We start from the raw sequence: 24,990 nt of genomic DNA on the forward strand, positions 1-24,990 counted from the left end.
CCGTGGCCATCGTCGTCGCCTACACGGCGCAGGACAGCGGCGCGTCGGCGCTCGAGCTGGCCGCCGTGCTGTCACGGTCGACGGGCGAGCCCCTCACCGTGGCCGTCGTCGTGACGACCCCGCACGCAGCGGGGGCCGCGGAGTTCGTCGACGGGGACTACCTCGGGCCGCTCCGCGACTGGGGCGAGTCGGTCCTCGAGCAGGCCCGGACGGCGCTGCCTCCTGACGTCGAGGCGAGCTTCGTGGTGCGTGCGGCATCGTCGATCCCCGCCGGCCTGCTCGAGCTGGCGGCCGAGGTCGACGCGTCCGCCCTCGTGCTCGGCTCGTCGAGCAAGGGCGCGCTGGGTCGCATCTCCTTCGGCAGCGTGACCGACCGGCTCGTGCACTCGGCGCCCCTCCCGGTGCTCCTGGCCCCCCTCGGATACCGACCCACGCCGGGCTCTCGCATCCGCCGGGTCAGCATCGGCTTCGGCGGGTCTGCGGGCGCGTCGCACGTGGCGGCCGTGGGGGCCGCGGTCGCCGAAGCCCTCGGTGCGAGCCTGCGGGCGGTGTCGTTCGCCGTCCGGCCGCCCAAGCGGATCTACGGCAGCGTCGAGGAGTCGGCCGACGACCTCGTCGTCGACCGGTGGGTGGCGCGCACGACGAGCGCTCTCCGGGCCCAGGTGGGAGCCCACGACGCCGCACTGGCCGAGCGTCTCGCCCGGTCGCTCGTCGTCGGCGAGGGAGTCTCGTGGAGCACGGCGATCTGGGACGTCGAGTGGAGCGACGGCGACCTGCTCGTCGTCGGTCCGAGCTCGTCGGCCCCGGCCGCCCGGCTCTTCCTCGGCTCGCGCGCCTCGAAGATCATCCGGTCGGCACCGGTGCCCGTCTACCTCGTGCCGGCCCCCCGAGCAGGCTGAGCCTCCTTCTGCACCAAGCAGATCCGGCCGCTACCGGTCCGCGTGAGAGGAGAGCTGGGCGGCGAGATAGGGCGCTGTCGCGCTCCCCTCGACGCCCGCGACCTGCTCCGGGGTGCCCGTCGCCACGACACGGCCCCCCGCGTCCCCACCGCCCGGGCCGAGGTCGATGACCCAGTCCGCGCTGACGATGGTGCCGAGGTCGTGCTCGACGAGCACGACGGTGTTCCCGGCGTCGACCAGCGTGTGGAGCTGGCGCAGCAGCAGGGCGATGTCGGCCGGGTGCAGCCCGGCCGTGGGCTCGTCGAGGAGGTAGAGGGCGTGCCCGCGCCGGGTCCGCTGCAGCTCGGTCGCCAGCTTGATCCGCTGGGCCTCCCCACCGCTCAGCTCGGTGGCGGGCTGACCGAGACGCAGGTAGCCGAGCCCCACCTCGCGCAGCGTCGTGAGGCTGCGCGCGGCGGCCGGCACGTCGGCGAGGAAGTCGGCGGCCTCGTCGACGGAGAGGGCCAGCACGTCGGCGACGTTCTTGCCGCGGTGGGTGATCTCGAGCGTCGCGGCGTTGTAGCGCGCGCCGTGGCAGGTCGGGCACGGCGCATACGTCCCGGGCAGGAAGAGCAGCTCGACGGAGACGAAGCCCTCGCCCTGACACGTCTCACAGCGTCCCTCGGCGACGTTGAAGGAGAAGCGGCCCGCGCCGTAGCCGCGGGCGCGCGCCTCGGGGGTGGCGGCATACAGCTTGCGCACGGCGTCGAAGAGGCCGGTGTACGTGGCGAGGTTCGAGCGCGGGGTGCGCCCGATGGGCCGCTGGTCGACACGGACGAGCCGGTCGAACGACTCGAGGCCGGTGGCGTCGTCGACGTCGATCTCGAGCTCGGTCTCCTCGGGGTCGTCGGGGCTCTGGCCGAGGTGGCGGCGGACGAGCTCGGAGAGCACCTGGGTGACGAGCGTCGACTTGCCCGACCCCGAGACTCCGGTGACGGCCGTCAGGACGCAGAGCGGGACGTCGACGGAGACGTCGTCGAGGTTGTGCCGGCTGATCCCGCGCAGGTGCAGCCAGCCCTGGGGCTCGCGCTGCGGCCGCGGGGGACGCTCGGCGCGGCCGAAGAGGTGGTGCCCGGTGACCGAGGCCTCGACGTGCTCGAGCCCGTCGACCGGACCCGAGTAGAGCACGTGGCCGCCCTGCTCGCCCGCGCCCGGACCGATGTCGACGACCCAGTCGGCGCGGCGGACGATGTCGAGGTCGTGCTCGACGACGAAGAGCGAGTTGCCCGAGCGCTTGAGCGCGTCGAGCACCTCGAGCAGCGGCGCGGCATCGGCCGGGTGCAGCCCCGCGGACGGCTCGTCGAGGACGTAGACGACCCCGAAGAGGCCGGACCGCAGCTGGGACGCGATACGCAGGCGCTGGGCCTCACCGGGGGAGAGCGTCGTCGAGCTGCGTCCCAGCGAGAGGTAGCCGAGGCCGAGGTCGAGCAGCACCTGGACGCGCGCGAGGAGGTCGGTGCAGAGACGCACGGCGACTTCGGTGGCCTCGCCCGACGTGGCGGACGACGTCGCCGCGCCGGCCTCGGTCAGCTCGGCGACGGGGCGCACCAGGGCCGCGAGGTCGGTGAAGGACAACGCGTTGGTATGCGCGATGCTCAGTCCCCGGAAGGTGACGGCAAGGGCGTCCTCCCGCAGTCCCGTGCCGTGGCACGCCGGGCACCGGACGCTGCGGACGAAGCGCAGGGCCTTGTCGCGCATCATCTGGCTCTTCGTGTCGGCCAGGGTGTGGCGGATGTGCTTGCGGGCGCTCCAGAAGGTGCCGTGGTAGTCGCGGCCGGTCGTGTCGTCGGCCTCACCGCGCCGGTCGATGAGCACCCGCGGCTGCTCGTCGGTGTAGAGCAACCAGTCGCGGTCCGTGCGGGAGAGGTCACGCCAAGGTGCGTCGACGTCGATCCCGAGGGTCCTCGTGACGCGCACGAGGTTCTTGCCCTGCCAGGCGCCCGGCCACGCCGCGATCGCGCCGTCGCGGATGCTCAGGGACGGGTCGGGCACGAGCAGGTCCTCGGCCACGTCGTGCGCCTCGCCCAGCCCGTGGCACTCGGGGCATGCCCCGGCGGCGGTGTTGGGGGAGAAGGCCTCTGCCTCGAGGCGGGTCGCGCCGACGGGGTAGGTGCCGGCGCGGGAGTAGAGCATCCGCACGAGGTTGGAGAGGGTCGTCAACGTGCCGACGGTCGAGCGCGAGCTCGGGGCGCCGCGGCGCTGCTGGAGCGCGACGGCCGGCGGCAGGCCGGTGATCTCCTGCACGTGCGGGGCGCCGACCTGCTGGAGCAGCCGGCGAGCGTAGGGCGCCACCGACTCGAAGTAGCGCCGCTGCGCCTCGGCATAGAGGGTGCCGAAGGCGAGGGAGGACTTGCCCGAGCCGGAGACGCCGGTGAAGGCCACCATCGCGTCACGCGGCAGGTCGACGTCGACGGTCTTGAGGTTGTGCTCGCTGGCTCCGCGGACGTGGACGAAGTGGTCGGTCGGGTCGAGGTGCACGTGACCTGTCTAGTCGCTCGGGCCCGGGCGGGCACCATCGGTCGTGGCCGGTCGGGTCAGTACTCGCCCTTGATGACGAAGTAGGAGCCCCGGATCGTGCCGGCCAGCTTCGACTTCTGACGGGCGAACTTGAACCGGGACGCGAGCTCCTCGGGGACCTCCATGCCGTCGGAGAGCTTGAAGCCGACGGCGCGCTTGCCCGCCGGGTCGATCGCGTACATGACGTTGATCGACAGGCCGGACTCGTAGAAGACGTAGGCCATCCTGAGCCCGTCGACCTCGAACGCCGTGGCCTCGAGGGGCCGCGACTCGATCGTGAGGTCACGCTCCTCCGCGAGGATGCGGTGGACGTACTCGACGATCTCGCTCGCGTCTGCCGCGGGCTCGACGGTGAGGACGTGGTCGTACTTGTTCTTGTAGTAGCGCGCCTCGTTGGCCCGGAGGCCGGCCAGCGCCTCCGCGACGGGGGAGCTCTCGAGCCCCTCGGTGGACACGTCCACGAAGTCGACGACGTACGACACGGCATACCTCCTGGTCTCGGGGCTTCGTCGCCACAGTAGCGCCGCGCCCACGCGATGACCCCTCCACCGGACCGGGGCCGGTGGAGGGGCCAGGCCGAGCCCGGGCGCCGTCAGTCGGCGACGTGGAGGGCCTTGACCTCGTCGCGGGCAGCCACGATCGCGGCGTGCTGGCGGGTCACGACGGCGCGGAAGCCGGCGCTGAGGTCGGCCTTCTCGGCCTTCTCGTACTCGGAGACCGCGTGGTCCTCGCCGGTCACGGCCGCGCCGAGGACGCTGCCCGCGTCGTCGCCCGTCACGGCGTCCTTGAGCGAGATCCAGCCGCGGTGCACGGTCGCCGCGACCGATCCGCTCTCGTCGACGTCGTCGCCGTACTCATGGCCCATCTCGACGATCTCGCGGTGGAAGCCGGCGCGCTGCTCGGACAGCCGCTGCAGGGTGGTGGCCCACTCGGCGCGGTCGCTGTCACGCAGCTTCTCCGCAGCTGAGGCGAAGCCGCGCTCGCCGTCCTTCAGGGTCTCCACGAGGTCCTTGGCGACCTTCTCGTCATCCGACATGTGCACTCCTTCGATCGGGTTGCTGGTCCCTCGGGTCCTACCCGACGGCGTCACGACCCAATCGTGGGCAGCCCGGATCCGCCCCGCGCCGGGTGCGCCACGAGCCGGTGCTCGTGGTCGGCGCTTCACGCGTAGCGATCTGGTGAGCACCGCTCGACGATAGAGTCGAGGAAGGATCGGGGCGTCTGGGAGGAGGCCACGGCGATGGCATCGGAATCGGTCGAGGACGAGCGCCAGTGGGCTGCCGAGAAGCGCGACTTCGTCGCCGACCGACGTGACGAGCTGGCGGCTGAGCGCGACGCCGTCGCGGACGCGAGGGACGCGATCGCGGACGCGCGACAGGCTCAGCTGGACGAGCGGGAACGGCAGCTGGACGCCCGCGCGGTCGAGCTCGGATCCACAGGTGACAGTGTCGAATCGGCTGCTTCACGAGTTGCCGACCGGGTCGGCCGGGCACGGGCGCTCGAGGACCGTGAGGAGATGGCCACCTCCCGCGATGCCGCCGAGGTCGACCGGGACGAGGTTGCTGAGCGACGGCACGCGGCCACTCCGACGACCAAGCTGGCCGCGGCGTTCGCCGAGGTCGCCGAGCACCTCTACGCCGCCGACTCCTTCGACGAGGTCATGTCGCGGATCGCCCAGGCCGCGGTGAGCACCATCGCGGGGTGCCAGATGGCCAGCGTCACGCTCCGGGAGAGCGGGGCCTTCCAGACCGCAGCGACCACGGCCTCGGCCGCCACGGCCGTCGACGACGCGCAGTACGCGGCACACGAGGGACCCTGCCTGGACGCGGTGGACGAAGCCATCGTGTATGCGCGGGCCTTCCCCGACACACGCTGGCCGACGCTGGCGTCACGCCCGGTCGACCACGGCGCCGAGTCCGCTGCCTCCTACCGCCTGGCCGCGCCGAGACTGTGGACCGACGGCGCCGGGGGGTCGCTCAACACCTACGGGGCCGAGCCGGATGCGTTCAGCGACGACGCGCGGGACATCGGGCTCATCCTGGCTGCGCACGCGGGGCTGGCCGCGGGAGCAGCCCACGAACGTCGCGACCTCGAGGACCTGGCCGAGGGGCTGAACCAGGCACTCGTGTCCAGGGACGTCATCGGCCAGGCCAAGGGGATCCTCATGGAGCGGCTGAAGCTCACCCCGGAGGATGCGTTCGACGCCCTGCGACGGGCGTCCCAGCGGCTCAACGAGAAGCTCCGGTCGGTGGCTGTCACGGTGGCGCAGACGGGCGAGTTCGACAGCAGCGACGCCCCGCGGGCGGACTCGGGTGCGACCCGGCCGCCTGCGCGAGCCCGCGACGCGGGCGGGGCGTGAGCACCCGGCATACAACGGGTGACGATCACGGGTGCTGAGGGGTCAGCCGTAGCCACCCGAGCCCGGCCAGCCCCGGGCCGCGATGTACCAGATCGCCGACGTCAGCACGGCGCCGATGAGCAGCGCGAAGAGCAGACCGCCGGCCACGGGCAGGAACCAGCCGGGTGCGCGCCTGGACCGGACCGCGACGACCTTGACGACGACGGCACCGATGACGGCGCACCCGAGGATGCCGTGCACGACGGTGCGCGTGGAGACGGGCTCGCCGTCACGGAGCGTCCCGGACTCGAGGCCGAGGGCCCAGAGGCAGTGGTAGGCGACGAGGACGATGAGCACGACGGCGACCGCGCCGCAGATGCGGTGGGCGGTGCCGAGCCAGGACGGCGCGCCGATGCCGAGCCTGCCGTAGAGCCAGAGGGCACCGACGAGCTGGAGCAGCGCGAGCACCCCGATCACGACGGACAGCACGACCTTCATGTCGATCACCGTGCGGAAGCCGAACGTCGTCGTGCCGGCGAGCGTCGGGTCGTGGACCTTGCCGAAGACCCCGACGAGCAGAGCGACGACCGCGCCCGCGGCGAACGCCGTCAGGGGGATCGCCAGGCTCTTCGCAGGCCTGCTGTCAGCCATGGTCTCAGGATCCTCCTGCCCGGCCCGGACGGGAGAGGAACGGCTCAAGACGGAGCCCGTCGCCTGAGACAGAAGGGTCCCGGGGTGCGCGGGGCCGGTCAGTCCGTGCGGGCTGACCGGCTCCACGCCGAGATGGGCTGCGCCGGCGAATCGCTCAGAGGCCGACGGCCGTGACGCCGTAGGTGGCCTGCGCGGTGGTGAAGCCCTCGAACTTCAGCTGTGAGATGAGCCCCCCGCGGGAGAACGGCGTCAGGTCGAGGTAGGACTGGGCCTTCTTGGCGGCCTGCTCCTTCCAGTTCACCGTGATGTGGTCGACGGCGAACGTCGCGTCGGCCTTGGAGAACTGCTCGAACCGCAGCTGCTCGATCAGACCCTTGCGCGAGAACGCCGTGAGCTCGAGGTAGGACTCGGCCTTGGCGACGGCCTGCTCCTGCGACACGGTCATGGCGTTGGCGGCTTCCTCAGCGGCCGCCTTCGCTGCAGCGGCCTTGGCGGCGGCAGCCTTCGCCGCTGCAGCCTTGGCCGCAGCAACCTTCGCAGCGGCAGCCTTGGCGGCAGCAACCTTCGCAGCGGCAGCCTTGGCCGCTGCAGCCTTGTCGGCGGCGGTCTTGTCCGCCGCCGCCTTGTCCGCCGCCGCCTTGTCCGCCGCCGCCTTGTCGGCGGCGGCCTTGTCCGCCGCTGCCGTGTCGACCGTGGCGGCCGGTGAGGCAGCCGGAGTCGTGGCGACGCCCGTCGTGGTCACGCTCGCGGCGGTGGCGGCGGTCGGAGTGGTCTTGGGGTTGTTGCCGGTCGTGCCGATGGCGATGAGAGCGACGACGAGGCCACCGGCCCACAGGCCGGCCTTCTTGCCCTTGCCCATCTTCGGCTTCGTCCTCCCGCCCGACTCCGTGAGCGGAGCGCCCTGCGGAGGTGCCCACGTCAACGGCGCGGTCGGCACTCCTTCGGGCGCGGGGTAGTGGTAGTTGTTGTCGCTCATGAATGGCTCTCCCTGTGGATTCCCTGGAACTGCTAGGGAAGTGTCCGGGCCCATTGGCGGTCGTGTCCCGGTTTCGGAGATATCGGTGGGGACGTGGCCCGGTCTGGATCTAGACGGACGACAGCTCGTGCACGAGCCAGGCGAGGGCCGCGCCGTTGGCGAGGACGGTGAACCAGAAGACCGTGCGGAAGGGCTGCTTGATCGTCTTGTGCCGGAAGACGTGTCGCGCGACGAGCGCCCCCGGCCAGCCACCCAGGAGGTCGATCGTGTGGAGCGTGGACTCCGGCGTACGCCGTTTGCCACTGACCGATGCCGCCGACTTGTCCGCGCGGTACATCGCGAAGGCGACGCCGCTGAGCAAGAGGTAGGCGACCGGTAGCCAGACCGGGAGGATGTCCCGCACCAGGAGGACCCCCAAGAGGCCGAAGAAGAGGATCGCGACGGCGACCGCCAGCAGGCTGCCGCGCGCTCGGCGGCGTCCACGCCGGTCTCCGACGCGGTTGTCTGCGGGCATCTCTTCGGCTCCTCGGCTCGGGATGGTCAGGCGGGACAGCCTGGCTCGAGGGGGAGCGGGTCGTCCTGACCGGACATTATGCGGCCCGCCCTGCTGCCCGTGGCGAGGATTCGCGAACGACGGTCGGGTCGGCGGCGCGGCCGAGCAGGGGCGAGCTCGCGTCAGGAGGACTGGGCCGGGCGCACCGGGTAGCGCAGGTGCGTCACCCCGACGCCGGCGATGACGGTCGGGTCGCCGAGGACGGCCGGCGTCGTCGCGAGGTGGTCGAAGAGTCGCACCCCGGAGCCGAGCAGCACTGCGGCGACGTCGATCTGGAGGTGGTCGACCAGTCCGGCGTTGAGCAGCTGCTGGATCGTGTCGGCGCCGTGGACGCCCACGGACTTCTCGCCGGCGGCGTCCTTGGCCAGGCGCACCGCGCTCTCGATGCCGTCCGTCACGAAGTGGACGGTCGACCCGGGCCGGGGCCACCCGTCCGGGACGTCGTGAGTGACGACGAAGGCGGGGCCCCACGCGTGGTTGCCGCCCCAGCCCTGGGCGACCTCGAAGGTGCGGCGTCCGGTGAGGACGGCCCCGAGCTGGGGCGTGAGCTCGCGGAGGTACCGGGCGCTCGGCTCGGACACCCTGAACGTCATGGGGTCCGAGCCTCCGGTGGCGAACTCGACGTCACCGGAGGCGAAGTACCAGTCGAAGACCTGCATCACGTCGTCGTCGGGACCGGCGACGAAGCCGTCGAGCGACATGGACATGATGGCGACGACGTCAGACATGGTGGTGGTTCCTCTCCACAGTGGGTGCATGTGAACTGCTCTCACTCTGGCAACGAACAGCACCGTCTCGGTCGGACAGCGGTCACCGAACGTTCTCGCGGTGCCCCGGGTGGGAGCCCGGTCAGGTCCAGAGCTCGACCAGATGCTCCGCGAGGCCGAGGCCCTGGTCGTAGCCTCCTCGCGCGGCCGGCAGACGCGTCGACGGGTCGAGCGCGTCGGCGCCGAAGACGTCACCCGCTCGGCCGTCCGGGAAGACGGTCTCGACCCTGCTGCCACCGGCCCGCAGGTCCGCGACCTGGCTGGAGAGGTCCATGCCCCACTCGAGCGGCATGCGCGTCCGGCCGCTGAAGGGGGACAGCACGAGGACCCGCCCGTAGCCGGCTGCCAGATCGGCGTTCTCGCTGCGCCGGTAGCCGCCGTTGAGGTAGCGGTGCTCGCCGATCCGATAGGGCGTCATCGCCGAGGTGCTGGCGGCAACGGCGTCCACGAGGTCGACCCCGCTGTCCCGGTCGAAGACGACGGGCTCCCCGGTGTCCGCATCGACGGCGGTGATGAGGATGCGCTGACGCGGCCAGTCGTGGTGGGGGAGACGGGACGCGACGATGCCGCGCCACCGTGTCGGGTCGGACGGGTTGGCCGCCTCCCGCTCCAGCGCGGCCGCGCCCATCCGGCGACGCATGTCGTATGCGTTCTCCGACGTCGCGATGATCGTGTCCGACCATTCCAGGTAGTTCGCGCCCGAGACGTTCGATCCGCCTCGTCGGTGGGCCCCGCCACCCCGGGACGGAGGCGGGGGCACCTCAGCGAGGATGGCGGCATACAGCTCCGTCGGGCGTGTCCTGCCGGTGATCTGGGCTGCCACGGTCGACCCGGCCGAGGTCCCGACGACGAGGTCGGCCTCCGTGAGGTCGACGCCGGCATCCGAGAGCCCGGCGATGAGGCCGAGCTCCCACGCGTTGCCGGCGGCTCCCGCGCCGGCCAGCACGAGGGCGCGTTGGTCGGTGGAGGCCGATTGGCTTGTGGAGTGGGCTTGCTGGGCGATCGGCCAGTTACCTGGTTGTGGGTCTCGAGGCGTCGAGGCGGGAGTGGTGTTCATGGGAGTGCCTTTCGCGGGTTGCGTGGAGGGCCTCCCCGTGGCGACTACGTCGGTCGGGCGATCGTGGACTGCGGGGGAGCACCCAGTGCGGTTGCTGCGTTCACGGGTCTCACCTCCTGCGGACGGATCACGATCAGTCGGACGCTAGCAGCCCGACAGCCCAGTGCGCATCGTCAGGCGACCACGGGCAGGCCGCACGTCACCGCGATGTTCCATAGCCTTCATGGATGGACGTGGTGGAGATGCCGCCGACCGGCACCTGCGAGATCAGCACTGTCGGGCGCAGGAGTGGCCGCGTCACCAGGATCGAGATCTGGTACGTCGTGGTCGACGGACAGATTGTCCTGACCGGCACTCCCGGCTCGAGGCACTGGCTGGCCAACCTGCGCGCACACCGCGAGGCCGTGCTGCACCTGCGTGAGCCGCCCGACGATCGTGCAGTCGTGGCAGACGAGGTGACGGATCCGGCCGTGCGGCGACATGTCACCGAAGAGGCCTGGCGTCTCCAACCGTGGTACGCAGCCCAGCCGTACTCGATGGACGAATGGGTGAGCGGCTCGCCCATGGTCAGGCTGACAGCCCGTGACGAGTAATGTGTCCGCCCGGAACGCGCGACCATCGCCCTGGGCCGCTCATCGTTCGGGCAGGGTCCAACGGCCCTACCCGTTCACGACCACGTCAGCCACGATCGAATCATGCTGATCGCCGAGGATCTGTTGCTGTTGCTCACCGATGACGACACCGGAAAGCTGGCTGCTTCCAGCACCACGGTGGACATCGCACTGGGGGGTGCCCTGCTGGTCGAGCTCGCACTCATCGAACGTGTCGACGTCGCGGGTCCCGCGCAGGAGGTGGCGCCGGGACGCCTCGTCGTCCATGACCCAGGGCCCACCGGTGACGAGATCCTCGATGAGGCACTCGCAACGGTCACGAGCAAGGAAGGCAAGAAGCCCCAGACCGTGGTGACTGCCCTGGGCAGGGGCACCCGCCTCCGACTCTACGAGCGCCTCGCTGAGGGCGGTGTGCTCCGGGAGAAGGAGGGCCGGGTCCTTGGCGTCTTCCCTACTCACCGCTGGCCCGCCCAGGACGCCAGTCACGAGGCGGCGGTCCGGGCCGCGCTCGAGTCCGCCCTGCGGCACGGCGCGGCCACCGACTCCCGGACCGGCGCACTCGTCTCCCCGCTGTCCGCGCTCAACGCCGTCGCGGACGTCGTGGATCCGAGGGCAGTCGGCCTCTCGAAGCGGGAGCTGAACGCGAACGCTCGCAGGGTCGCCGAAGGCGACTGGGCAGCCGCCGCTGTTCGATCGGCCATCGGGAGCATGATGGCGGCCGTCGCTGCAGCGATCGCGTCCGCCGTCGTCGTTGCCGGAAGTGGCGGCTCCTGAGCTGCTGCGCCAGTCGTCGCCGCTGCCGCTGCCGCTGCGAAGACGGCTCCCTGGGTCGGGATGACCGTCGTGGGCGACCTGTTGATCGCTGCCGGATGTGCGAAACGGTGTCAGACCGGGCCATTCCGGCGCTAACGTCTTGAGGTCGGAAAAGTCTTCGGCCCTGAGGGGGAGCCGTGCGTGCTACCGGGTGGCGAGCTGTTGCATGGGTGACGGCGCCGATCGTCGGAGCGTTGTCCTTTGCCCCAATCGGTTCGGCGTCGACGCAGCTGAATCCGAAGGTGGAGCACGTGCTGCTGCTCAGCCTCGACGGGTTTCACGACGTCGATCTGACGAACTATGTCGCGGCGCATCCCACATCCGCGCTGGCGGAGGTCGTGGCACGAGGACGTCGCTACTCGAACGCGTCAGCCCAGACACCGTCGGACTCGTTTCCCGGCACGCTCGCCATGGCGACAGGCGGGTCACCGCGGTCGACCGGGGTCTACTACGACGTGTCCTGGGACAGCAGCCTCTCGCCGGCCGGCTCGGACTGCAGTACGCGGGGCGCGCTCGTTCCGTTCAACCAGACGATCAACGTCAACGCCAACACGGGCGACAGCGTGGCCGACATCAACCCGGCCAAGCTGCCGCGTGACCCGGACCACGGGTGCAGCGTCGTCTACCCGCATCAGTTCCTCAAGGTGAACACGATCTACGAGGTGGCGCACGCGGCAGGGCTGCGCACGGCCGTCGCCGACAAGCACCCGAGCTACGAGATCCTGTCCGGTCCCTCCGGGACAGGCATCGACGACTTCTACGGCCCCGAGTTCAACGCGGCCAAGGCCGACATCACGAAGATCATGGCCAACGACGAGCTCAAGGTCAGGGCAGTGCTGAACGAGATCGACGGGCTCGACCACGACGGCACCGCGGTCGTCGGCGTCCCCGCCATCTTCGGCATGAACTTCCAGGCACCGAACATCGGGCAGAAGTTCTCCGGCTACGTCGACGGTGCCGGCACGATCCCCCAGAGCGTCACCACCATCGGCCCCCTCGCCGGGAGCGCCCCCGGGCTCGCGCAGGCGCTCGACTACGTGGACGGCGCGGTGGGCCGGATGCTGAGCCGGGTCGGGGCCAACGGCCTGAACGGCGACACGATGATCATCCTGACCGCCAAGCACGCCAACAGCCCGGTCGACCGCTCCACCCTGCGGTGGATAGACCCAGCCGGCTTCGCTCCGCTCATCAACAGCGTCCAGCCCGGGCTGACCGCGCAGGTGACGGCGGACACGATGGCGCTCGTCTGGCTCACGGATCGCACCCGTGCAGCCGACGTGGCGGCCGTGCTCGAGGCGAACGCCGCGACGGTCGGGGCCAGCACCGTCACCAGCGGTGCCGCAGTCGCGGAGCTCTTCGCCGGACAGCTCGGCGGCAACGCGAGCCGGATCCCCGACGTCGTCGTGCAGCCGGCGACCGGGGTCGTCTATGCCGCGCCGAATGCGAAGCTGGTCGACCACGGAAGCGGTAGCGCCGAAGACACCCACGTCCCCTTGGTCATCATCGAACCCGGTCGCAAGGGCGGTCGCACCCTCGTCTGTCCTGTCTCGCTGCGACAGATCGCGCCGACCGTCCTCCGCGCCCTCGGGCTCAGGGAAGACACGCTCGACGCGGTCCGACTGGAAGGCACGCAGCGGCTGACGAACGGGGACGAGTGTTGAGTTGGTCTGCCGTGGGCTGTCCGGCCCTGCCGAGGGCGTCCGGTGAGCGATGACGTACTTCTGGGTCGGCATCGGCGTGCTGCTCGTGGTCGGCCTCGGCATGATCGTGTGGGCCTCCCAGTCGGGGCCGGACCCGTCCGGGCGTGACGTCTCGGCCCGGCGGAGCAGGCAGACGCAGATCGGTGCCCTCCTGGTGGCGGTCTCGCTCGGCGTCCTCGTGGTCGCCTATCTCACGGCCGCCTGGCCCTAGGCCGCTGCCCGCTTCGCTGGGCGGAGTTGCGAGAGCGGTGGGGGACGTAGGCTCCATCCCATGGCTGAGACTCCCCGCGTCACGTACGTCCTCATCGACGGGGAGAACATCGACGCCACCCTCGGGACCTCGATCCTGGGACGGCGTCCGCGCCCCGAGGAGCGCCCGAGGTGGGAACGGCTGCTCCAGTTCGCGCAGGAGCTGTGGAACCAGCCGGCCGCCGGGCTCTTCTTCCTCGCGGCCAACAACGAGCTGCCGATGCCGTTCGTCCAGGCGCTGATGGCCATCGGCTACCGGCCCGTCCCGCTCTCCGGCGCGCCGGGCGAGAAGGTCGTCGACATCGCCATCCAGCGGACGCTCGTCGAGATCCGTCAACGCCGGGCCGACGTGCTCCTCGTCAGCAACGACGGGGACTTCGTCGACCAGGTGGGCGACCTGCTGGACGGCCGGCGGGTGGGGGTCGTCGGTTTCCAGGAGTTCCGCAGCAACGCGTTTCTCGAGCTGACGGCCCAGGGTCTGGCCACCTTCGACCTCGAGTACGACGTGCAAGCCTTCCGGGAGTCGCTGCCGCGGATCCGTGTCATCGCGATCGAGGACTTCGACCCGGCCGACTTCCTCTAGACCCGCCTCGCGCCGTCACTGGTCCAGTCGGCGCCTCAGCGTGTGGGGCGCGCAGAACCGGTAGCTCTCGGTCACCAGCTCGGCGACCTCGTCCCAGTCGGTGTCGTCGTCGAGCACCATGCCGACGACGGTCGGCGACCACGGCGGCCGGTAGAACGGCGGACCTGCGTTGACCAGCGCCGACAGCTCGTCTCCGGATGAGCGGAAGGTCAGCACCGTGGTCGGCTCGGTCACGCCCGTCACGTCGCGGTATGCCGAGGTGTACCCCTCCTGGGCCACGAGGACGTGGGCGAAGGTCTTGCTCCGCACCCGCCACCGTATGCCGGTCCAGGCGTCCTCCTCGTAGGCGTCGGGCAGGGCCAGCGCAGTGGACCCGAGGCGCGCGACGACATCGCCGGAGGGCTCGATGCGCGGCGGCCTGGACACGCGCCGAGTCTGCCAGCGCACGCCGACAGGTGGTCGCTCGTCCGGGCGCGTCCCCACCGCCACCACTAGTCTCGAGGTGTGCCCGAGTTCAGCTGGCGACCGGCCAACGACGCGATGATCGCGGACGTCGAGGCCGTGTTCGATGCCGGTGGCGCCGCCAAGTGCCGCTGCCAGGCGCTCAAGGTCCCGGGCTGGATCTGGCGCGACACGACTCAGGACGAGCGTGACGCTGCGCTCCTGGAGCAGGCCGGCTGCGGCACGAGCGGCCCGACATCCGGCCTCGTCGGCTACGTCGACGGCGAGCCGGCCGGCTGGGTCGCGGTCGAGCCTCGGGAGAACTATCCGAGGATCTGGGCCCGGCAGAAGGCGTGGATGCGGATGGACCCCGAGCTCGAGGGCGTCTGGTCGGTCACCTGCTTCGTCGTGCGCAAGGGCTTCCGGCGACAGGGCCTGATGTACGAGCTCGCCGCCGCCACCGTCGAGCACGGCAGGAAGGTCGGCGCTCGCGTCCTCGAGGGCTACCCCACCGAGCCGCCGCCCGGGAAGACGGTGATCTGGGACGAGGCGTCGGTCGGGCTGCTCCAGGTCTTCCTCGACGCCGGCTACGAGGTCGAGGCGTCGCCCACTCTGCGTCGGAGGGTCGTGCGACACCGGCTCGGCGCATCGTCCTGACGGTCGGCTCCGTCAGGGCCATCTCTGGCTCGAGGTGGCGTCAGCGGTCACGAGGGAAGTGCTTCCAGTTCCCTTCTGTCACAACCTCGACGGTGCCATCGGCCACCTTGATCGCCGTCTGGTCGTCCATGGCATACGCAGGATGGGAGATGCCGGCCACCCACTGCTCCGCCTCGGCCATGGAGTTGCCCGGCATGCCGTCCGGAGCCAGATGGGGACAGATCGAGAAGTCAACGATGCCCAGCGTGCGGTCGTCGCCGGTCGGCGGTCTCCACTGGATGAAGTCTTCCCCGACCTCGGGGGTCATCACCATGCTCCCGGCGCTCAGCCCCACCCAGACCGTCTCGGTCAGGGATGGAAGCAGGTCCGCCAGCCCAGACTCCCGCATCCAGTAGCAGAGATAGAGAACGTCGCCCCCGGCCACCAAGAGCACGTCGGTTTCCCGGACCAGCGGCACCCAGCGCTCCTCACCGATGCTGGGGAGCGCGGTCAGCTCCAGCACGCCGACGGACTTCCAGCCCAGGTCGACCATGGGATTCTGGGAGTTTCCACTGATGAACTGCCACGCCTTGACGCCAGGACCGACATGGGGATGTCCGTACTGGGCGGTCGGGATGCACAGAGCGCTCGAGTCTGCGATCGGCTTGCCCAGCAGATCGACCAACGCGTCGCGGATGCTCGAGTTCGTGACTCCGCCAGAGGTGAGGAGAAGACGCATTGCCTTGGCTCCGTCAGTCGTGCCGTCCCTGAGGACGAGCGTGGTCAACCTCGAAGCGGGAAGGCCCGAGGCGTGTGCACACCGTACACACGCGGACGCCTGGGCAGGGTTCTTGACTGTCGGACCCATCTCGGAGGTCCTGTCGGCAGATCCGGTGACGCCTGTGCTCGGAAGGCCGAGGTTGCGCCTTTCTCGACCGCGCGCCGTCCGAGGGGAGGAAACTGCAGGGTGGAGCGCATCGAGGCACCAAGGATGGGGAGCCGCGCATGGTCAGGTCCGGAGAGGCGCCGGAGGACAGCATTGCCGTGATGTCGCGGCAGGCGCTCGTGGGGCGTCTTGCGCAGGTCAAGGAGCAGTTCCGGGCCACGAGCGACATCCTCAAGGTGTTGACGAGCTCGTCGGGAGACCCCGACAAGGTCTTCGACGCCGTCGTCGAGAACGCCCGGACGCTGCTCAACGCGGCCGTCGCGCAGATCTACCTCGTCAAGGGCGCGACGTACGTCATCGCGCGCCAGAGCGGCATGACGGAGGAACACCGCCGACTCCTCGAGCAACACCCGATCAAGCGCGACCGCGGCACCCTCGTCGGCCGCGTGACCATCGACCGCCGGATCCACCACATCACCGACGCCGTCGCCGACCCGGACTACAGCCGGTCCGACCTCCAACGGATGGCCGGCTTCCGGTCGATGATCGGCGCGCCGCTCATCGTGGGAGACGAGGTGGTCGGGGCGCTCAACGTGATGCGGAACCGCGTCGCCCCCTTCGACGACGTCGACGAGCGCGTGCTCGCGACGTTCGCCGAGCAGGCGGCGCTCGCGCTACGCCACGTCGACCTGTTCGCCGCGCTCGAGAGCAGGTCAGCCGCCCTCGAGAACAGGTCCGCCGAGCTGGCACGAAAGGTCGAGCAGCTGGAGGGCCTCGCCGACGTCGGCGCCGCGATCAGCTCGACGCTCGTCCCGGACGAGATGCTCGCCACGATCGTGTCGCACGCAGTCGAGCTGTCCGGCACCGACGGTGGTTCGCTGATGGAGTACGACGAGGCGACCGGGCTCTTCCGGGTGCGAACCGTGTACGGCACGAGCGACGACACGGTCTCTGCCCTTCGGGCCGCCGAGATCCACATCGACCGGACGTGGGTCGGCAAGGCGGCTCGGACCCGCCGCGTCCTGCAGATCCCCGACCTGGACGAGGCGCAGCTCGACGAGCACCTGGCCGTCCTGCACGCGGACGGCTGGAAGTCGCTCGTCGCCGTCCCGCTCGCCAGCCCTGACCGGGTCGTCGGCGTCCTGGTCGTCCGGCGAAAGAGAACTGGCTCCTTCAGTGGTGAGACGTGCGACCTGCTCGACACGTTCGCCAGCCAGTCCGCGGTGGCACTGACGAACGCCCGCCTCTACCAGCAGCTCGAGCTCCAGAGCGCCGACCTGGCCGAGGCGAGCAGGCACAAGTCCGAGTTCCTCGCGAGCATGTCGCACGAGCTGCGCACCCCGCTCAACGCCGTGATCGGGTTCTCCGAGGTGCTCCTCGAGCGGATGTTCGGTGACCTCAACGAGCGGCAGGAGGACTACCTCAAGGACATCCATGATGCCGGCCGTCACCTGCTCGCGCTGCTCGGCGACATCCTCGACCTGTCGAAGATCGAGGCGGGGCGGATGGAGCTCGACCTCACCACGTTCCTGGTGGACGACATCATCGGCCAGGCCCTCTCGCTGGTGCGCGAGCGGGCGGCACTGCACGGCATCGAGCTCACGCTCGAAGCCCAGCAGGGCCTCGGGCTCGTCACCGCCGACGAGCTGCGCCTCAAGCAGGTGCTGCTCAACCTGCTCAGCAACGCCGTCAAGTTCACGCCGGACGGGGGCTCCGTCGGGGTCCACGCCCGTCGCGACGCAGGCGACCTCGTCGTGACGGTCACCGACACGGGCATCGGCATCTCGCGAGAGGACCAGGCCCGCATCTTCGACTCGTTCCAGCAGGGCAGCAGGTCTGCGTCGACGACGGAGGGCACGGGCCTCGGGCTCACGCTGAGCAAGCAGATCGTCGAGCTGCACGGGGGCGCGATGTGGGTGCGGAGCGCTCTCGGGGAGGGCAGCACGTTCGGCCTCAGGATCCCGCAGGCGGTGGTGCCTCCGAAGGTGCGAGACGAGCAGTGGCCGGCCGACGACCTCTCGAACTCCGGACCGACCGTGGTGGTCATCGAGGACGACCAGAGATCGGCCGAGCTCGTCGCGCTGCACCTTCGCGCCGCCGGCCTGAACCCTGTGACAGTCGGCACCGGTGAGGCGGGCCTCGAGGCCGTCCGCCACCTGTCGCCGGCTGCGGTCGTCCTCGACATCCACCTGCCGGGAATGACGGGATGGGACGTGCTGGAGACCCTGAAGGCGGACCCCTCCACGGCGTCCGTGCCCGTCGTGATCGTCAGTGTCGAACCCGAGCGCGGCCGCGGATTCGCTCTGGGCGCAACGGAGTACCTCGTCAAGCCGGTCGCCGGGGAGCACCTCCTCGCAGCCGTCAGCCGAGCTTTGCCACAGACTCGGAATCCCGTCCCGGTGGGGACCCTTCCCGAAGGTCGTAGCGTCGTCGTCGTCGACGACGACCCGCTCGCACTCAAGCTCGTGCGAAGCACTCTGGAGCCGCTCCGCTGGACGGTCCACACATGCTCGGGCGGCCTCAACGCTGCGGATGTGGTCCGCACGGTGAACCCGTCGGTCGTCATCATGGACCTGCTCATGCCGGAGGTGGACGGGTTCGCCGTCATCGACGAGCTGCGGGCCGACGGCACAGACAGCGGCCCACCCATCGTCGTCCTCACGGCGAAGTCGCTGACGTCAGAGGACCTGCGGCGACTCGAGGGTCGGATCGCCTTCGTCGCGGAGAAGGCAGGGCTCGACCTGGCGAGCCTGGCACGGCGGCTGGCCCAGATCGCCGCTGCGGACGAGGCCGAGACCGGGAGCGGGACCAGCCACGAGACGGGCGACGGAGGGGCGTCATGAGCGACCGGCCGCTGGTCCTCTCGCGGAGGACCACCTCGTCGATCGGCGACGAAAGGCCGGGCTGCGCTACGGGTGTGGTCGGGCCACCCCGCGTAGCCTGACGGGCATGAGCGACTGGAATGACAAGGTCATTGCCGAGTTCCGGGACAACGGCGGGAAGGTCGGCGGCAACTTCGCGGGCGCGCCGCTCCTCCTGCTCCACACCACCGGCGCCAAGTCGGGGGAGACGCGCGTCAACCCGATGATGTACCAGGCCGTCGACGGAGGCTGGGCCGTCTTCGCGTCCTACGCCGGCCTCGACGTGAACCCGGCGTGGTTCCACAACCTCAAAGCCCACCCCGACGTGGCGATCGAGGTGGGCGCCGAGGGTGAGGTCGAGACGATCGACGTGCACGGGAGGGTCCTGACCCCCGACGAGCGCGACCCGGTCTGGGAGGAGCAGAAGCGCCGCTACCCGGGCTTCGCCCAGTACGAGCAGAAGACCGACCGCGTCATCCCGGTCGTCCTCCTGACGCGCCGCTGACGCGGCCCTGACGCGGCGCTGACGCGCCCCTGACGCGGCGCCGACGCGCGCCTGACGCCCAGCCCCGGTCAGGCGGCGACCGCCGCCAGCTCGGCCAGGTCGTCGTCGGTCAGCTCGAGGTCGGCGACCGCCATGTTCTCCTCGAGGTGCGCGACCGACGATGTGCCCGGAATGAGCAGCACGTTGTCGGCGCGGCCGAGCAGCCAGGCCAGGCCGACCCGCGCCGCGGGTACGCCGCGACGAGCGCCGACCGCCTGCACCGCAGCCTGGTCGACGACCTTCGGCAGGTGCGGGAAGGCCGAGCCGAGCGGGAAGTACGGCACGTAGGCGATCCCGGCCGACGTGCACGCGTCGAGGACGTCTGCGTCCGTCTGGTCGACCAGGCTGAAGGGGTTTTGCACGCACACGATCTCCGTGATCGCTTGCGCCGCAGCGAGATCCGCAGCCGACACGGTCGAGAGGCCGACCCCGGCGATCTTGCCCTCGTCGCGCAGGGCGGCGAGCTCGGCGACCTGGTCCTCGAGCGGCACCTCACCGGCGCCGGGCGCGTCGGCGTCCATCCGACGCAGGTTCACTGCCGTCAGGCGGTCGACCCCGAGAGCGCGCAGATTCGCCTCCACGTCGGCGCGCAGCTCTGCAGGCTTCTGGGCAGGCAGCCACGCGCCGGCCGAGTCGCGCCGCGCCCCCACCTTGGAGACGAGAGCCAGGTCGGCGGCATACGGGTGGAGGGCCTCGCGGATCAGCTCGTTGCTGACGTCGGGCCCGTAGAACTGGGCGGTGTCGATGTGGTCGACGCCGAGCTCGACGGCTCGGCGCAGCACGCGCAGCGCCTCGTCGCGGTCGCGCGGCGGGCCCATGACCCGGGGGCCGGGGAGCTGCATGGCGCCGAAGCCCACGCGTCGGACGGTGCGGTCTGCCAGGGGGAAGGTGTCGGTCATCCCATCGACGCTAGGTGTTGGAGTGCGCTCCAACGCAAGACCGCCGGCCCCGACCGACGACCCACCCTCGACACGTGGCTCCGGATCCCGGTCGTCATTGCCACCACAACCTGCGAAATCGCGCTCTCCAACCCGCTCTTCGGCAAGACCCGGCTGCGGTCCGTCCCCCAGATCTGCTGCAACGGCCTGTTCGCCTGCCCTGCAACCGGACCCAAGCACACGTTCGCCTACGTCGACGACGTCGCCACGGCCGGTAGCGGCTTCGACACCGCCGCCAAGTGGGACACCGGCGCCAACCCGAGCAGCGGTGGCACGGCCGCCTACACCAACCAGGAGCTCAGCGGTCTCGGCTCCTCGATGACCGACGCCGGAGACGGCAAGATCTACGTCGGCTTCAACATCGCCGACCGTGGAGACAGCGGCAAATCGACGTCGGCCGCCACGACGACGGACCCGACGACCTCGGTTGCCGACACGGCTTCCGCGTCGGGCTCGACCAGGCGGTGACCAAGCCGGCGACGTCGGCCGGAGGCCAGCCGGTGACCTCGGAGGGCGCCACCAAGTAGCCGTAGACCCCGGGCGAGGCGCTCGGCGCGCAGGATCTGCGGGCCGAGCGCCTCGACCGAGGGAGGCTCGGGCGCGCTCAGCGCAGGTTGTAGAACTCGCGGTGGACGTTGGCCGGGCCGACACCCGCGCGCACGAGCCCGCGCTGGAGCGTGCTCACCATCTGCTCCGGTCCACAGAGGAAGGCCGAGAGGAGGCGAGGCTCGGCGCCCACCGTGGCGAGCACCTGCTCGACCGTGAGCCGCGGGTCGGTCTCGGTGTCGACGAGGTGGAGGTGCAGCTCCTCGTGGTGCCCCACCAGGTGCGCGACCTCGTCGGCGAGGGGCGCCGGACCTCGCGCTGTGTAGAAGAAGTCGACGCGGTGCGGCAGCTCACCGGGCCTGACGGAGCGGAGCCAGCTGAGCATCGGCGAGACCCCGATCCCGCCCGCGACCCACACCTGGTGCTCGGTGCCCCGCGTGAAGTCGAAATGCCCCTGTGGGCTGCTGATGACGGCCGGCATGCCCGGCGCGACGAGATCGCCGATGCTCGACGTGAAGTCGCCGAGGGCGCGGACCGTGATCCGGACCTCCTTCTCCTGCGGGCCGCTGGCGATCGTGAAGGGGTGGCGGTGCCAGCGGTCGCGGGCCTCGAGGTTGACGAGGGCGAACTGGCCGGGGCGGAAGGCGAAGCGGTCACCGAGCGGGCGCAGCCAGATCTCGTACGACGCGTCGTCGATGGGCTCCACCGACGACACCTCGTAGTCATGGGTCCGGGCGACGCGCCGGGCCAGCAGCTCGCGGTAGAGGTAGAAGGCGAGACCGACGCCACCGACCGCGACGTAGGACCACCGCAGCAGCTGCGAGCCGAAGACGGTCGCGTCCATGAGGCCGTGGACGAACCCGAGTCCCAGAAAGATCCCGGTCAGGCGATGGAAGCCGCGCCAGAGCCCGTAGCGGCCGATCCACCTGCCGACGAACCGGATCGGCGGCGCCGCCATGAAACGCTCCACGAGCGGGCGCGCCGGTCGCGGTGTGATGGAGCGCCAACGCGGGGCGATGGCCCACACGGTGAGGGTCGCGAGCCCGACGATGCCGATCGTGCCCAGGGTCGGACCGAGCTGGGTGGGGTTGGGGTTGCCCGTCGACGCGATGTGCACGCCGATGAGGGCCGTGCCCGCCATCGCGACCCGGCGGTGCCACACCGCGGCCTTGTCGACGCCGTCGAAGAACTGCTCGACCCAGCGCAGTGTGCTGATGAGGACGAGGCCGACCGACAGGAGCAGGACCCCCTCCGCGCCGATGAGCTGACCGATGAACTGGCCCGCGTCGCCGACTGGTCGGGCCAGCAGCCAGAGCAGCGCGAAGGCGACGACGAGGGCGCCGATCGTCGCCGGCCCGACGAGGCGGGTGACGAGGTGCGCGCCGCGGTAGGGGCGTCGCTGGCGCAGCTGGGTCTCGAGGGCCATCGGGGTCTCGGCTTTCGGCGGCACGCGGCGATGCGTGCGGGGACATGGCGTCGGCCTGTGTCGCGCTCCCCGAGCAGGCCATCCCCAGACACGTACCCCGTCCGCCAGTGGCCGCGTCCGGGCGGTCGTCGAGACTTCACCCGCTCGTCGGCGCGATCTTCCACGCCGTTCACGGGATCCGAAGGGTTCTCCCAGACTCCGCCGAAAGTGTGGAGCGGTCTCAGCTCACCCACCCCGGGCACTCACACCGGGGCCCACGAGAGGCTTCTCCGTGCACACTCCCACCATCCTCAAGGCGGGGCTCGTCGGCACCCTCGCCGCAGCCGCCGCCTTCGCCCTCGGCGGCTCCTCCGCCGACGCCCACGGCGGCCTGCCCGTCGTGGGCGTGCCGCACGCCAACCCGAAGTTCGGCGTGCAGAACAACGTCCTCACCCCGTCGGCCAGCCAGACGTCCGTCGCCTGGGGCAACCTGCCGCTGACGAACCCCGACACCGCCAACGGCGTGACCCACTACGGCTTCAACACCCTCGACGGTGCGCCTCTGACGCAGACGAAGAACGAGGCCCACAAGACCGAGCCCGACAAGAACGTCTACCTCGTCCTCGGCGGCAGGCACTACCTCTACCAGGGCCACGAGATCGGTCCGCGCGGCTATGTCACGCGCATCAACCTCGACGAGACCGATCCCCTCAAGCGGGTCACGCTGATCTCCGACACCGACGTCGCGGGCAACGCCTACCCGACGATCGACGGCATCACGTGGGACCCGTTCACCCGCCAGCTCCTCCTCACGGCCGAGTCGAGCGCCCCCAAGGGTGGCGTGTTCGGGGTCGGCCTCGACGCGAAGGGCGACCCGGTCGACGGCGGCAGGGCGACGCGGCTCGCGGCGCTCGGCTCCGGTGGCTTCGAGGGCATCCAGAACGACGCTGCCGGCAACGTCTGGATGCTCGAGGACATCGGCGGTGCCGGGGCGAGCGGCGGCAAGGTGCCCAACAGCTTCGTCTACCGCTTCGTGCCGAACGACAAGAGCGACCTCACCCGGGGCGGCACGCTCCAGGCGTTGCAGATCAGGCGCGCCGACGGCACGCCGGCCACGACGTCACAGCTCCAGTCCAACCCTTCGGACCCGTTCATCGGTGCGCTGCACACGTACGGCTCGTCCTTCGCGACGGCGTGGGTCACGATCCACACCGGCACGACCGAGGCGTTCGACGCCACCGCCGCTGCCAAGGCAGCGAACGCAACGCCGCTCAAGCGTCCCGAGAACGGCGTCTTCCGGCCCGGCACGGGATTCAAGGAGTTCTACTTCACCGAGACGGGTGACACGAGCACCTCGAGCACCCTCCCCGGCGCGTACGGCGGCGTCTTCCGCATCTCGCAGGCGAGCCCGACCTCCGACACCGGTCGCATCTCGATCGCCGCGGTCGGCGACGTCGAGCACACCGGCTTCGACAACATCACCTTCGCGACGAAGGACGACCTGCTCGTCGTCGAGGACGCCGGCGACGGCCTGCACACCCAGCGCAACGCGCTCGACTCCGGCTACGTCTTCAACCTCGCCGACGGCCGCGAGCAGGAGGGGTCGTATGCCGCCGGGCCGGGTCGCGCTCCGAAGCCGGTCCGCTTCCTGGCGGAAGGCCGCGACGCGTCCGCGACGTTCGACTCGATGAGCGGCCCGTCGTACAACGACGGCGACAACGAGATCACCGGCATCCACGTCTCCGACGGCGACCCGACGGTCGGCGGTCTCCTCGGCGCCAAGCTGCCCCAGCCCACGACGTCGGCCTCCTGGCGGACGTTCTGGACCCAGCAGCACGGCGACAACACGACCTGGGAGATCAGCTGGAACGGCGACCGCCAGAACTGACGGGCCGCTGACCGACCGCCCGGTTGAGGTATCGCCGCCGCAGAACCTGCGGCGCGCCTACCTCAACCGGGTGGCGGCGCGGCGTCAGATGCCCTTCGCGGCCTCGATGAGGGTGTTGGCGGCGAAGCGCAGCCCCTCGAGCTGGTCGAGCTCCTGGTCCTCGTGCTCGATGTTGACGGGCATGTCGGGGTCGACCTTGTGCAGGGCGCGGAGGAACTCGGTCCAGTAGGCCGTGTCGTGCCCGCGGCCGACGGCGACGAAGTCCCAGGAAGGGCTCTTGGGCCAGCCGCTCAGGGTCGTGCCGCCACCCAGCGGCAGGTAGCCGGGCTCGCCCTGGGCGACGCGGTAGAAGGAGTCGTCGATGACGCCGTTGACCTTCGCGGCGTCATTGATGCGCGTGTCCTTGGCCGCGGCGACGAAGACGAGCTCGCCGAGGTCGGCCACGGCGAGGACGGGGTCGATGCCCTGCCAGAAGAGGTGGCTCGGGTCCATCTCGGCACCGACGTGGGTCGCTCCGGTCTCCTCGACGAGGCGGTGCAGGGTGCGCGGGTTGAAGACGATGTTGCCCGGGTGCATCTCGATGGCGACGCGGACGTCCGCCGCGGCGGCCCGGGCCTGGATGTTCTTCCAGTAGGGCACGGCGACGCTCCACTGATGGTCCTGCACGTCGAGGAAGGGGCTCCACCACGGGAGCGGGTTCCACACGGGGACATCGGTGCCCGGCTCGCCGCCCGGAGCGCCGGACATCGTGATGACGCGCGGGACGCCGAGGAGCGCGGCGAGCTCGATCGAGTCGACGAGGTCCTGAGAGTGCGGGAAGCCGGCGGCCGGGTGCAGCGGGTTGCCGTTGCAGTTGAGGGCGGTCAGGGTCAGGCCGCGCGAGGTGAACTCGCCGAGGTAGTCCTGCCGGGCCTGCTCGCTCGCCCGGAGGTCGTCGACGGGCAGGTGGATGGGCGGCAGGAAGCCGCCGGAGTTGATCTCGACGCTCGTGAGTCCGAGGCTCGCGATCATGTCGAGGGCCTCGCCGAGGGGCTTGTCGCCGAGGCAGGCGTTGTAGGCGCCGAGCTGCATGGTCGTACCTTTCGAAAGTGT

25 protein-coding genes are annotated in these 24,990 nt (G+C 70.7%); 12 read left to right on the forward strand and 13 right to left on the reverse strand.

Going from position 1 to position 24,990, the window contains the following annotated elements; all coding sequences use genetic code 11:
* Positions 1–2 precede the first annotated feature (2 nt).
* Positions 3–899, forward strand: coding sequence for a universal stress protein (locus ASE25_RS13185; RefSeq protein WP_056825979.1), 897 nt, complete (start codon positions 3–5; stop codon positions 897–899).
* A 30-nt stretch (positions 900–929) separates the two neighbouring features.
* On the opposite strand, the gene uvrA is transcribed toward ASE25_RS13185, so the two are convergent.
* The 3 genes from uvrA to ASE25_RS13200 form a co-directional block, all read right to left on the reverse strand.
* Positions 930–3,416, reverse strand: a complete 2,487-nt coding sequence (gene uvrA / locus ASE25_RS13190; RefSeq protein ID WP_056825981.1) for an excinuclease ABC subunit UvrA — start codon at positions 3,414–3,416, stop codon at positions 930–932.
* Positions 3,417–3,472: 56 nt separating this feature from the next.
* On the reverse strand, positions 3,473–3,937 hold the full coding sequence (locus tag ASE25_RS13195; protein ID WP_056825982.1) for a hypothetical protein: 465 nt from the start codon (positions 3,935–3,937) through the stop codon (positions 3,473–3,475).
* A gap of 110 nt (positions 3,938–4,047) precedes the next feature.
* Complete coding sequence (locus tag ASE25_RS13200; RefSeq protein ID WP_056825984.1) at positions 4,048–4,491, reverse strand: PA2169 family four-helix-bundle protein; 444 nt, start codon at positions 4,489–4,491, stop codon at positions 4,048–4,050.
* Between the two features lie 204 nt (positions 4,492–4,695).
* Here ASE25_RS13200 and ASE25_RS13205 point away from each other — a divergent pair, with 204 nt between their 5' ends.
* On the forward strand, positions 4,696–5,814 hold the full coding sequence (locus ASE25_RS13205) for an ANTAR domain-containing protein (RefSeq protein ID WP_056825985.1): 1,119 nt from the start codon (positions 4,696–4,698) through the stop codon (positions 5,812–5,814).
* 42 nt (positions 5,815–5,856) lie between these two features.
* Here ASE25_RS13205 and ASE25_RS13210 read toward each other — a convergent pair whose 3' ends face one another.
* From ASE25_RS13210 to ASE25_RS13230, 5 genes are all read right to left on the reverse strand, one after another.
* Positions 5,857–6,444 (reverse strand): DUF6529 family protein, encoded by a 588-nt coding sequence (locus tag ASE25_RS13210; RefSeq protein WP_056774693.1) that lies wholly within the window; start codon positions 6,442–6,444, stop codon positions 5,857–5,859.
* Positions 6,445–6,598: 154 nt separating this feature from the next.
* On the reverse strand, positions 6,599–7,420 hold the full coding sequence (locus ASE25_RS13215; protein ID WP_235508678.1) for an Ltp family lipoprotein: 822 nt from the start codon (positions 7,418–7,420) through the stop codon (positions 6,599–6,601).
* Positions 7,421–7,529: 109 nt separating this feature from the next.
* On the reverse strand, positions 7,530–7,934 hold the full coding sequence (locus tag ASE25_RS13220; protein ID WP_056825990.1) for a DUF1294 domain-containing protein: 405 nt from the start codon (positions 7,932–7,934) through the stop codon (positions 7,530–7,532).
* Between the two features lie 161 nt (positions 7,935–8,095).
* The gene (locus ASE25_RS13225; RefSeq protein ID WP_056825991.1) at positions 8,096–8,701 is read right to left on the reverse strand and encodes a dihydrofolate reductase family protein; all 606 of its coding nucleotides are present in this window, start codon (positions 8,699–8,701) and stop codon (positions 8,096–8,098) included.
* A gap of 121 nt (positions 8,702–8,822) precedes the next feature.
* Positions 8,823–9,797 (reverse strand): patatin-like phospholipase family protein, encoded by a 975-nt coding sequence (locus ASE25_RS13230; protein ID WP_082622865.1) that lies wholly within the window; start codon positions 9,795–9,797, stop codon positions 8,823–8,825.
* Positions 9,798–10,024: 227 nt separating this feature from the next.
* On the opposite strand from ASE25_RS13230, the gene ASE25_RS13235 reads away from it, so the two are divergent.
* The 5 genes from ASE25_RS13235 (at position 10,025) to ASE25_RS13255 (ending at position 13,753) form a co-directional block, all read left to right on the forward strand.
* Positions 10,025–10,390 (forward strand): nitroreductase/quinone reductase family protein, encoded by a 366-nt coding sequence (locus ASE25_RS13235; protein ID WP_056774680.1) that lies wholly within the window; start codon positions 10,025–10,027, stop codon positions 10,388–10,390.
* 102 nt (positions 10,391–10,492) lie between these two features.
* On the forward strand, positions 10,493–11,182 hold the full coding sequence (locus ASE25_RS13240; protein WP_056825995.1) for a GPP34 family phosphoprotein: 690 nt from the start codon (positions 10,493–10,495) through the stop codon (positions 11,180–11,182).
* 290 nt (positions 11,183–11,472) lie between these two features.
* A complete protein-coding gene (locus ASE25_RS13245) occupies positions 11,473–12,882 on the forward strand; it encodes an alkaline phosphatase family protein (RefSeq protein ID WP_162260610.1) in 1,410 nt (469 codons plus the stop codon).
* A 49-nt stretch (positions 12,883–12,931) separates the two neighbouring features.
* Positions 12,932–13,132, forward strand: a complete 201-nt coding sequence (locus ASE25_RS13250) for a hypothetical protein (protein WP_056774673.1) — start codon at positions 12,932–12,934, stop codon at positions 13,130–13,132.
* A gap of 60 nt (positions 13,133–13,192) precedes the next feature.
* Positions 13,193–13,753 (forward strand): NYN domain-containing protein, encoded by a 561-nt coding sequence (locus ASE25_RS13255; protein ID WP_056774669.1) that lies wholly within the window; start codon positions 13,193–13,195, stop codon positions 13,751–13,753.
* A 15-nt stretch (positions 13,754–13,768) separates the two neighbouring features.
* Here ASE25_RS13255 and ASE25_RS13260 read toward each other — a convergent pair whose 3' ends face one another.
* Positions 13,769–14,179, reverse strand: coding sequence for an MmcQ/YjbR family DNA-binding protein (locus ASE25_RS13260; protein WP_056826264.1), 411 nt, complete (start codon positions 14,177–14,179; stop codon positions 13,769–13,771).
* A gap of 78 nt (positions 14,180–14,257) precedes the next feature.
* Between ASE25_RS13260 and ASE25_RS13265 the strand changes: the two genes are divergently transcribed.
* Positions 14,258–14,851, forward strand: coding sequence for a GNAT family N-acetyltransferase (locus ASE25_RS13265; RefSeq protein WP_056825998.1), 594 nt, complete (start codon positions 14,258–14,260; stop codon positions 14,849–14,851).
* Positions 14,852–14,891: 40 nt separating this feature from the next.
* Here ASE25_RS13265 and ASE25_RS13270 read toward each other — a convergent pair whose 3' ends face one another.
* Positions 14,892–15,569: a Type 1 glutamine amidotransferase-like domain-containing protein gene (locus ASE25_RS13270; RefSeq protein WP_056826000.1), complete on the reverse strand. Its 678-nt coding sequence runs from the start codon at positions 15,567–15,569 to the stop codon at positions 14,892–14,894.
* A 266-nt stretch (positions 15,570–15,835) separates the two neighbouring features.
* On the opposite strand from ASE25_RS13270, the gene ASE25_RS13275 reads away from it, so the two are divergent.
* Both ASE25_RS13275 and ASE25_RS13280 read left to right on the forward strand, forming a co-directional pair.
* Positions 15,836–18,559, forward strand: a complete 2,724-nt coding sequence (locus ASE25_RS13275) for a GAF domain-containing protein (protein ID WP_082622867.1) — start codon at positions 15,836–15,838, stop codon at positions 18,557–18,559.
* Between the two features lie 106 nt (positions 18,560–18,665).
* Positions 18,666–19,082: a nitroreductase family deazaflavin-dependent oxidoreductase gene (locus ASE25_RS13280; RefSeq protein WP_056826004.1), complete on the forward strand. Its 417-nt coding sequence runs from the start codon at positions 18,666–18,668 to the stop codon at positions 19,080–19,082.
* Between the two features lie 68 nt (positions 19,083–19,150).
* On the opposite strand, the gene ASE25_RS13285 is transcribed toward ASE25_RS13280, so the two are convergent.
* Entirely contained in the window at positions 19,151–19,963 is an 813-nt protein-coding gene (locus tag ASE25_RS13285; RefSeq protein WP_235508691.1) for an oxidoreductase, read from the reverse strand.
* On the opposite strand from ASE25_RS13285, the gene ASE25_RS23505 reads away from it, so the two are divergent.
* Entirely contained in the window at positions 19,868–20,527 is a 660-nt protein-coding gene (locus ASE25_RS23505; RefSeq protein WP_235508693.1) for a hypothetical protein, read from the forward strand. The genes ASE25_RS13285 and ASE25_RS23505 overlap by 96 nt on opposite strands.
* 136 nt (positions 20,528–20,663) lie before the next feature.
* Here the strand turns inward: ASE25_RS23505 and ASE25_RS13290 are convergent, their stop codons facing one another.
* The gene (locus ASE25_RS13290; RefSeq protein WP_157623429.1) at positions 20,664–22,055 is read right to left on the reverse strand and encodes a hypothetical protein; all 1,392 of its coding nucleotides are present in this window, start codon (positions 22,053–22,055) and stop codon (positions 20,664–20,666) included.
* A 247-nt stretch (positions 22,056–22,302) separates the two neighbouring features.
* Here ASE25_RS13290 and ASE25_RS13295 point away from each other — a divergent pair, with 247 nt between their 5' ends.
* Positions 22,303–23,898, forward strand: a complete 1,596-nt coding sequence (locus tag ASE25_RS13295; RefSeq protein WP_056826010.1) for an alkaline phosphatase PhoX — start codon at positions 22,303–22,305, stop codon at positions 23,896–23,898.
* Between the two features lie 84 nt (positions 23,899–23,982).
* Here the strand turns inward: ASE25_RS13295 and ASE25_RS13300 are convergent, their stop codons facing one another.
* Complete coding sequence (locus tag ASE25_RS13300) at positions 23,983–24,969, reverse strand: sugar phosphate isomerase/epimerase (RefSeq protein ID WP_056826012.1); 987 nt, start codon at positions 24,967–24,969, stop codon at positions 23,983–23,985.
* Positions 24,970–24,990: the final 21 nt, after the last annotated feature.

The sequence above is a fragment of the Terrabacter sp. Root85 genome (assembly GCF_001429185.1).
Classification (GTDB): Bacteria; Actinomycetota; Actinomycetes; order Actinomycetales; family Dermatophilaceae; genus Terrabacter.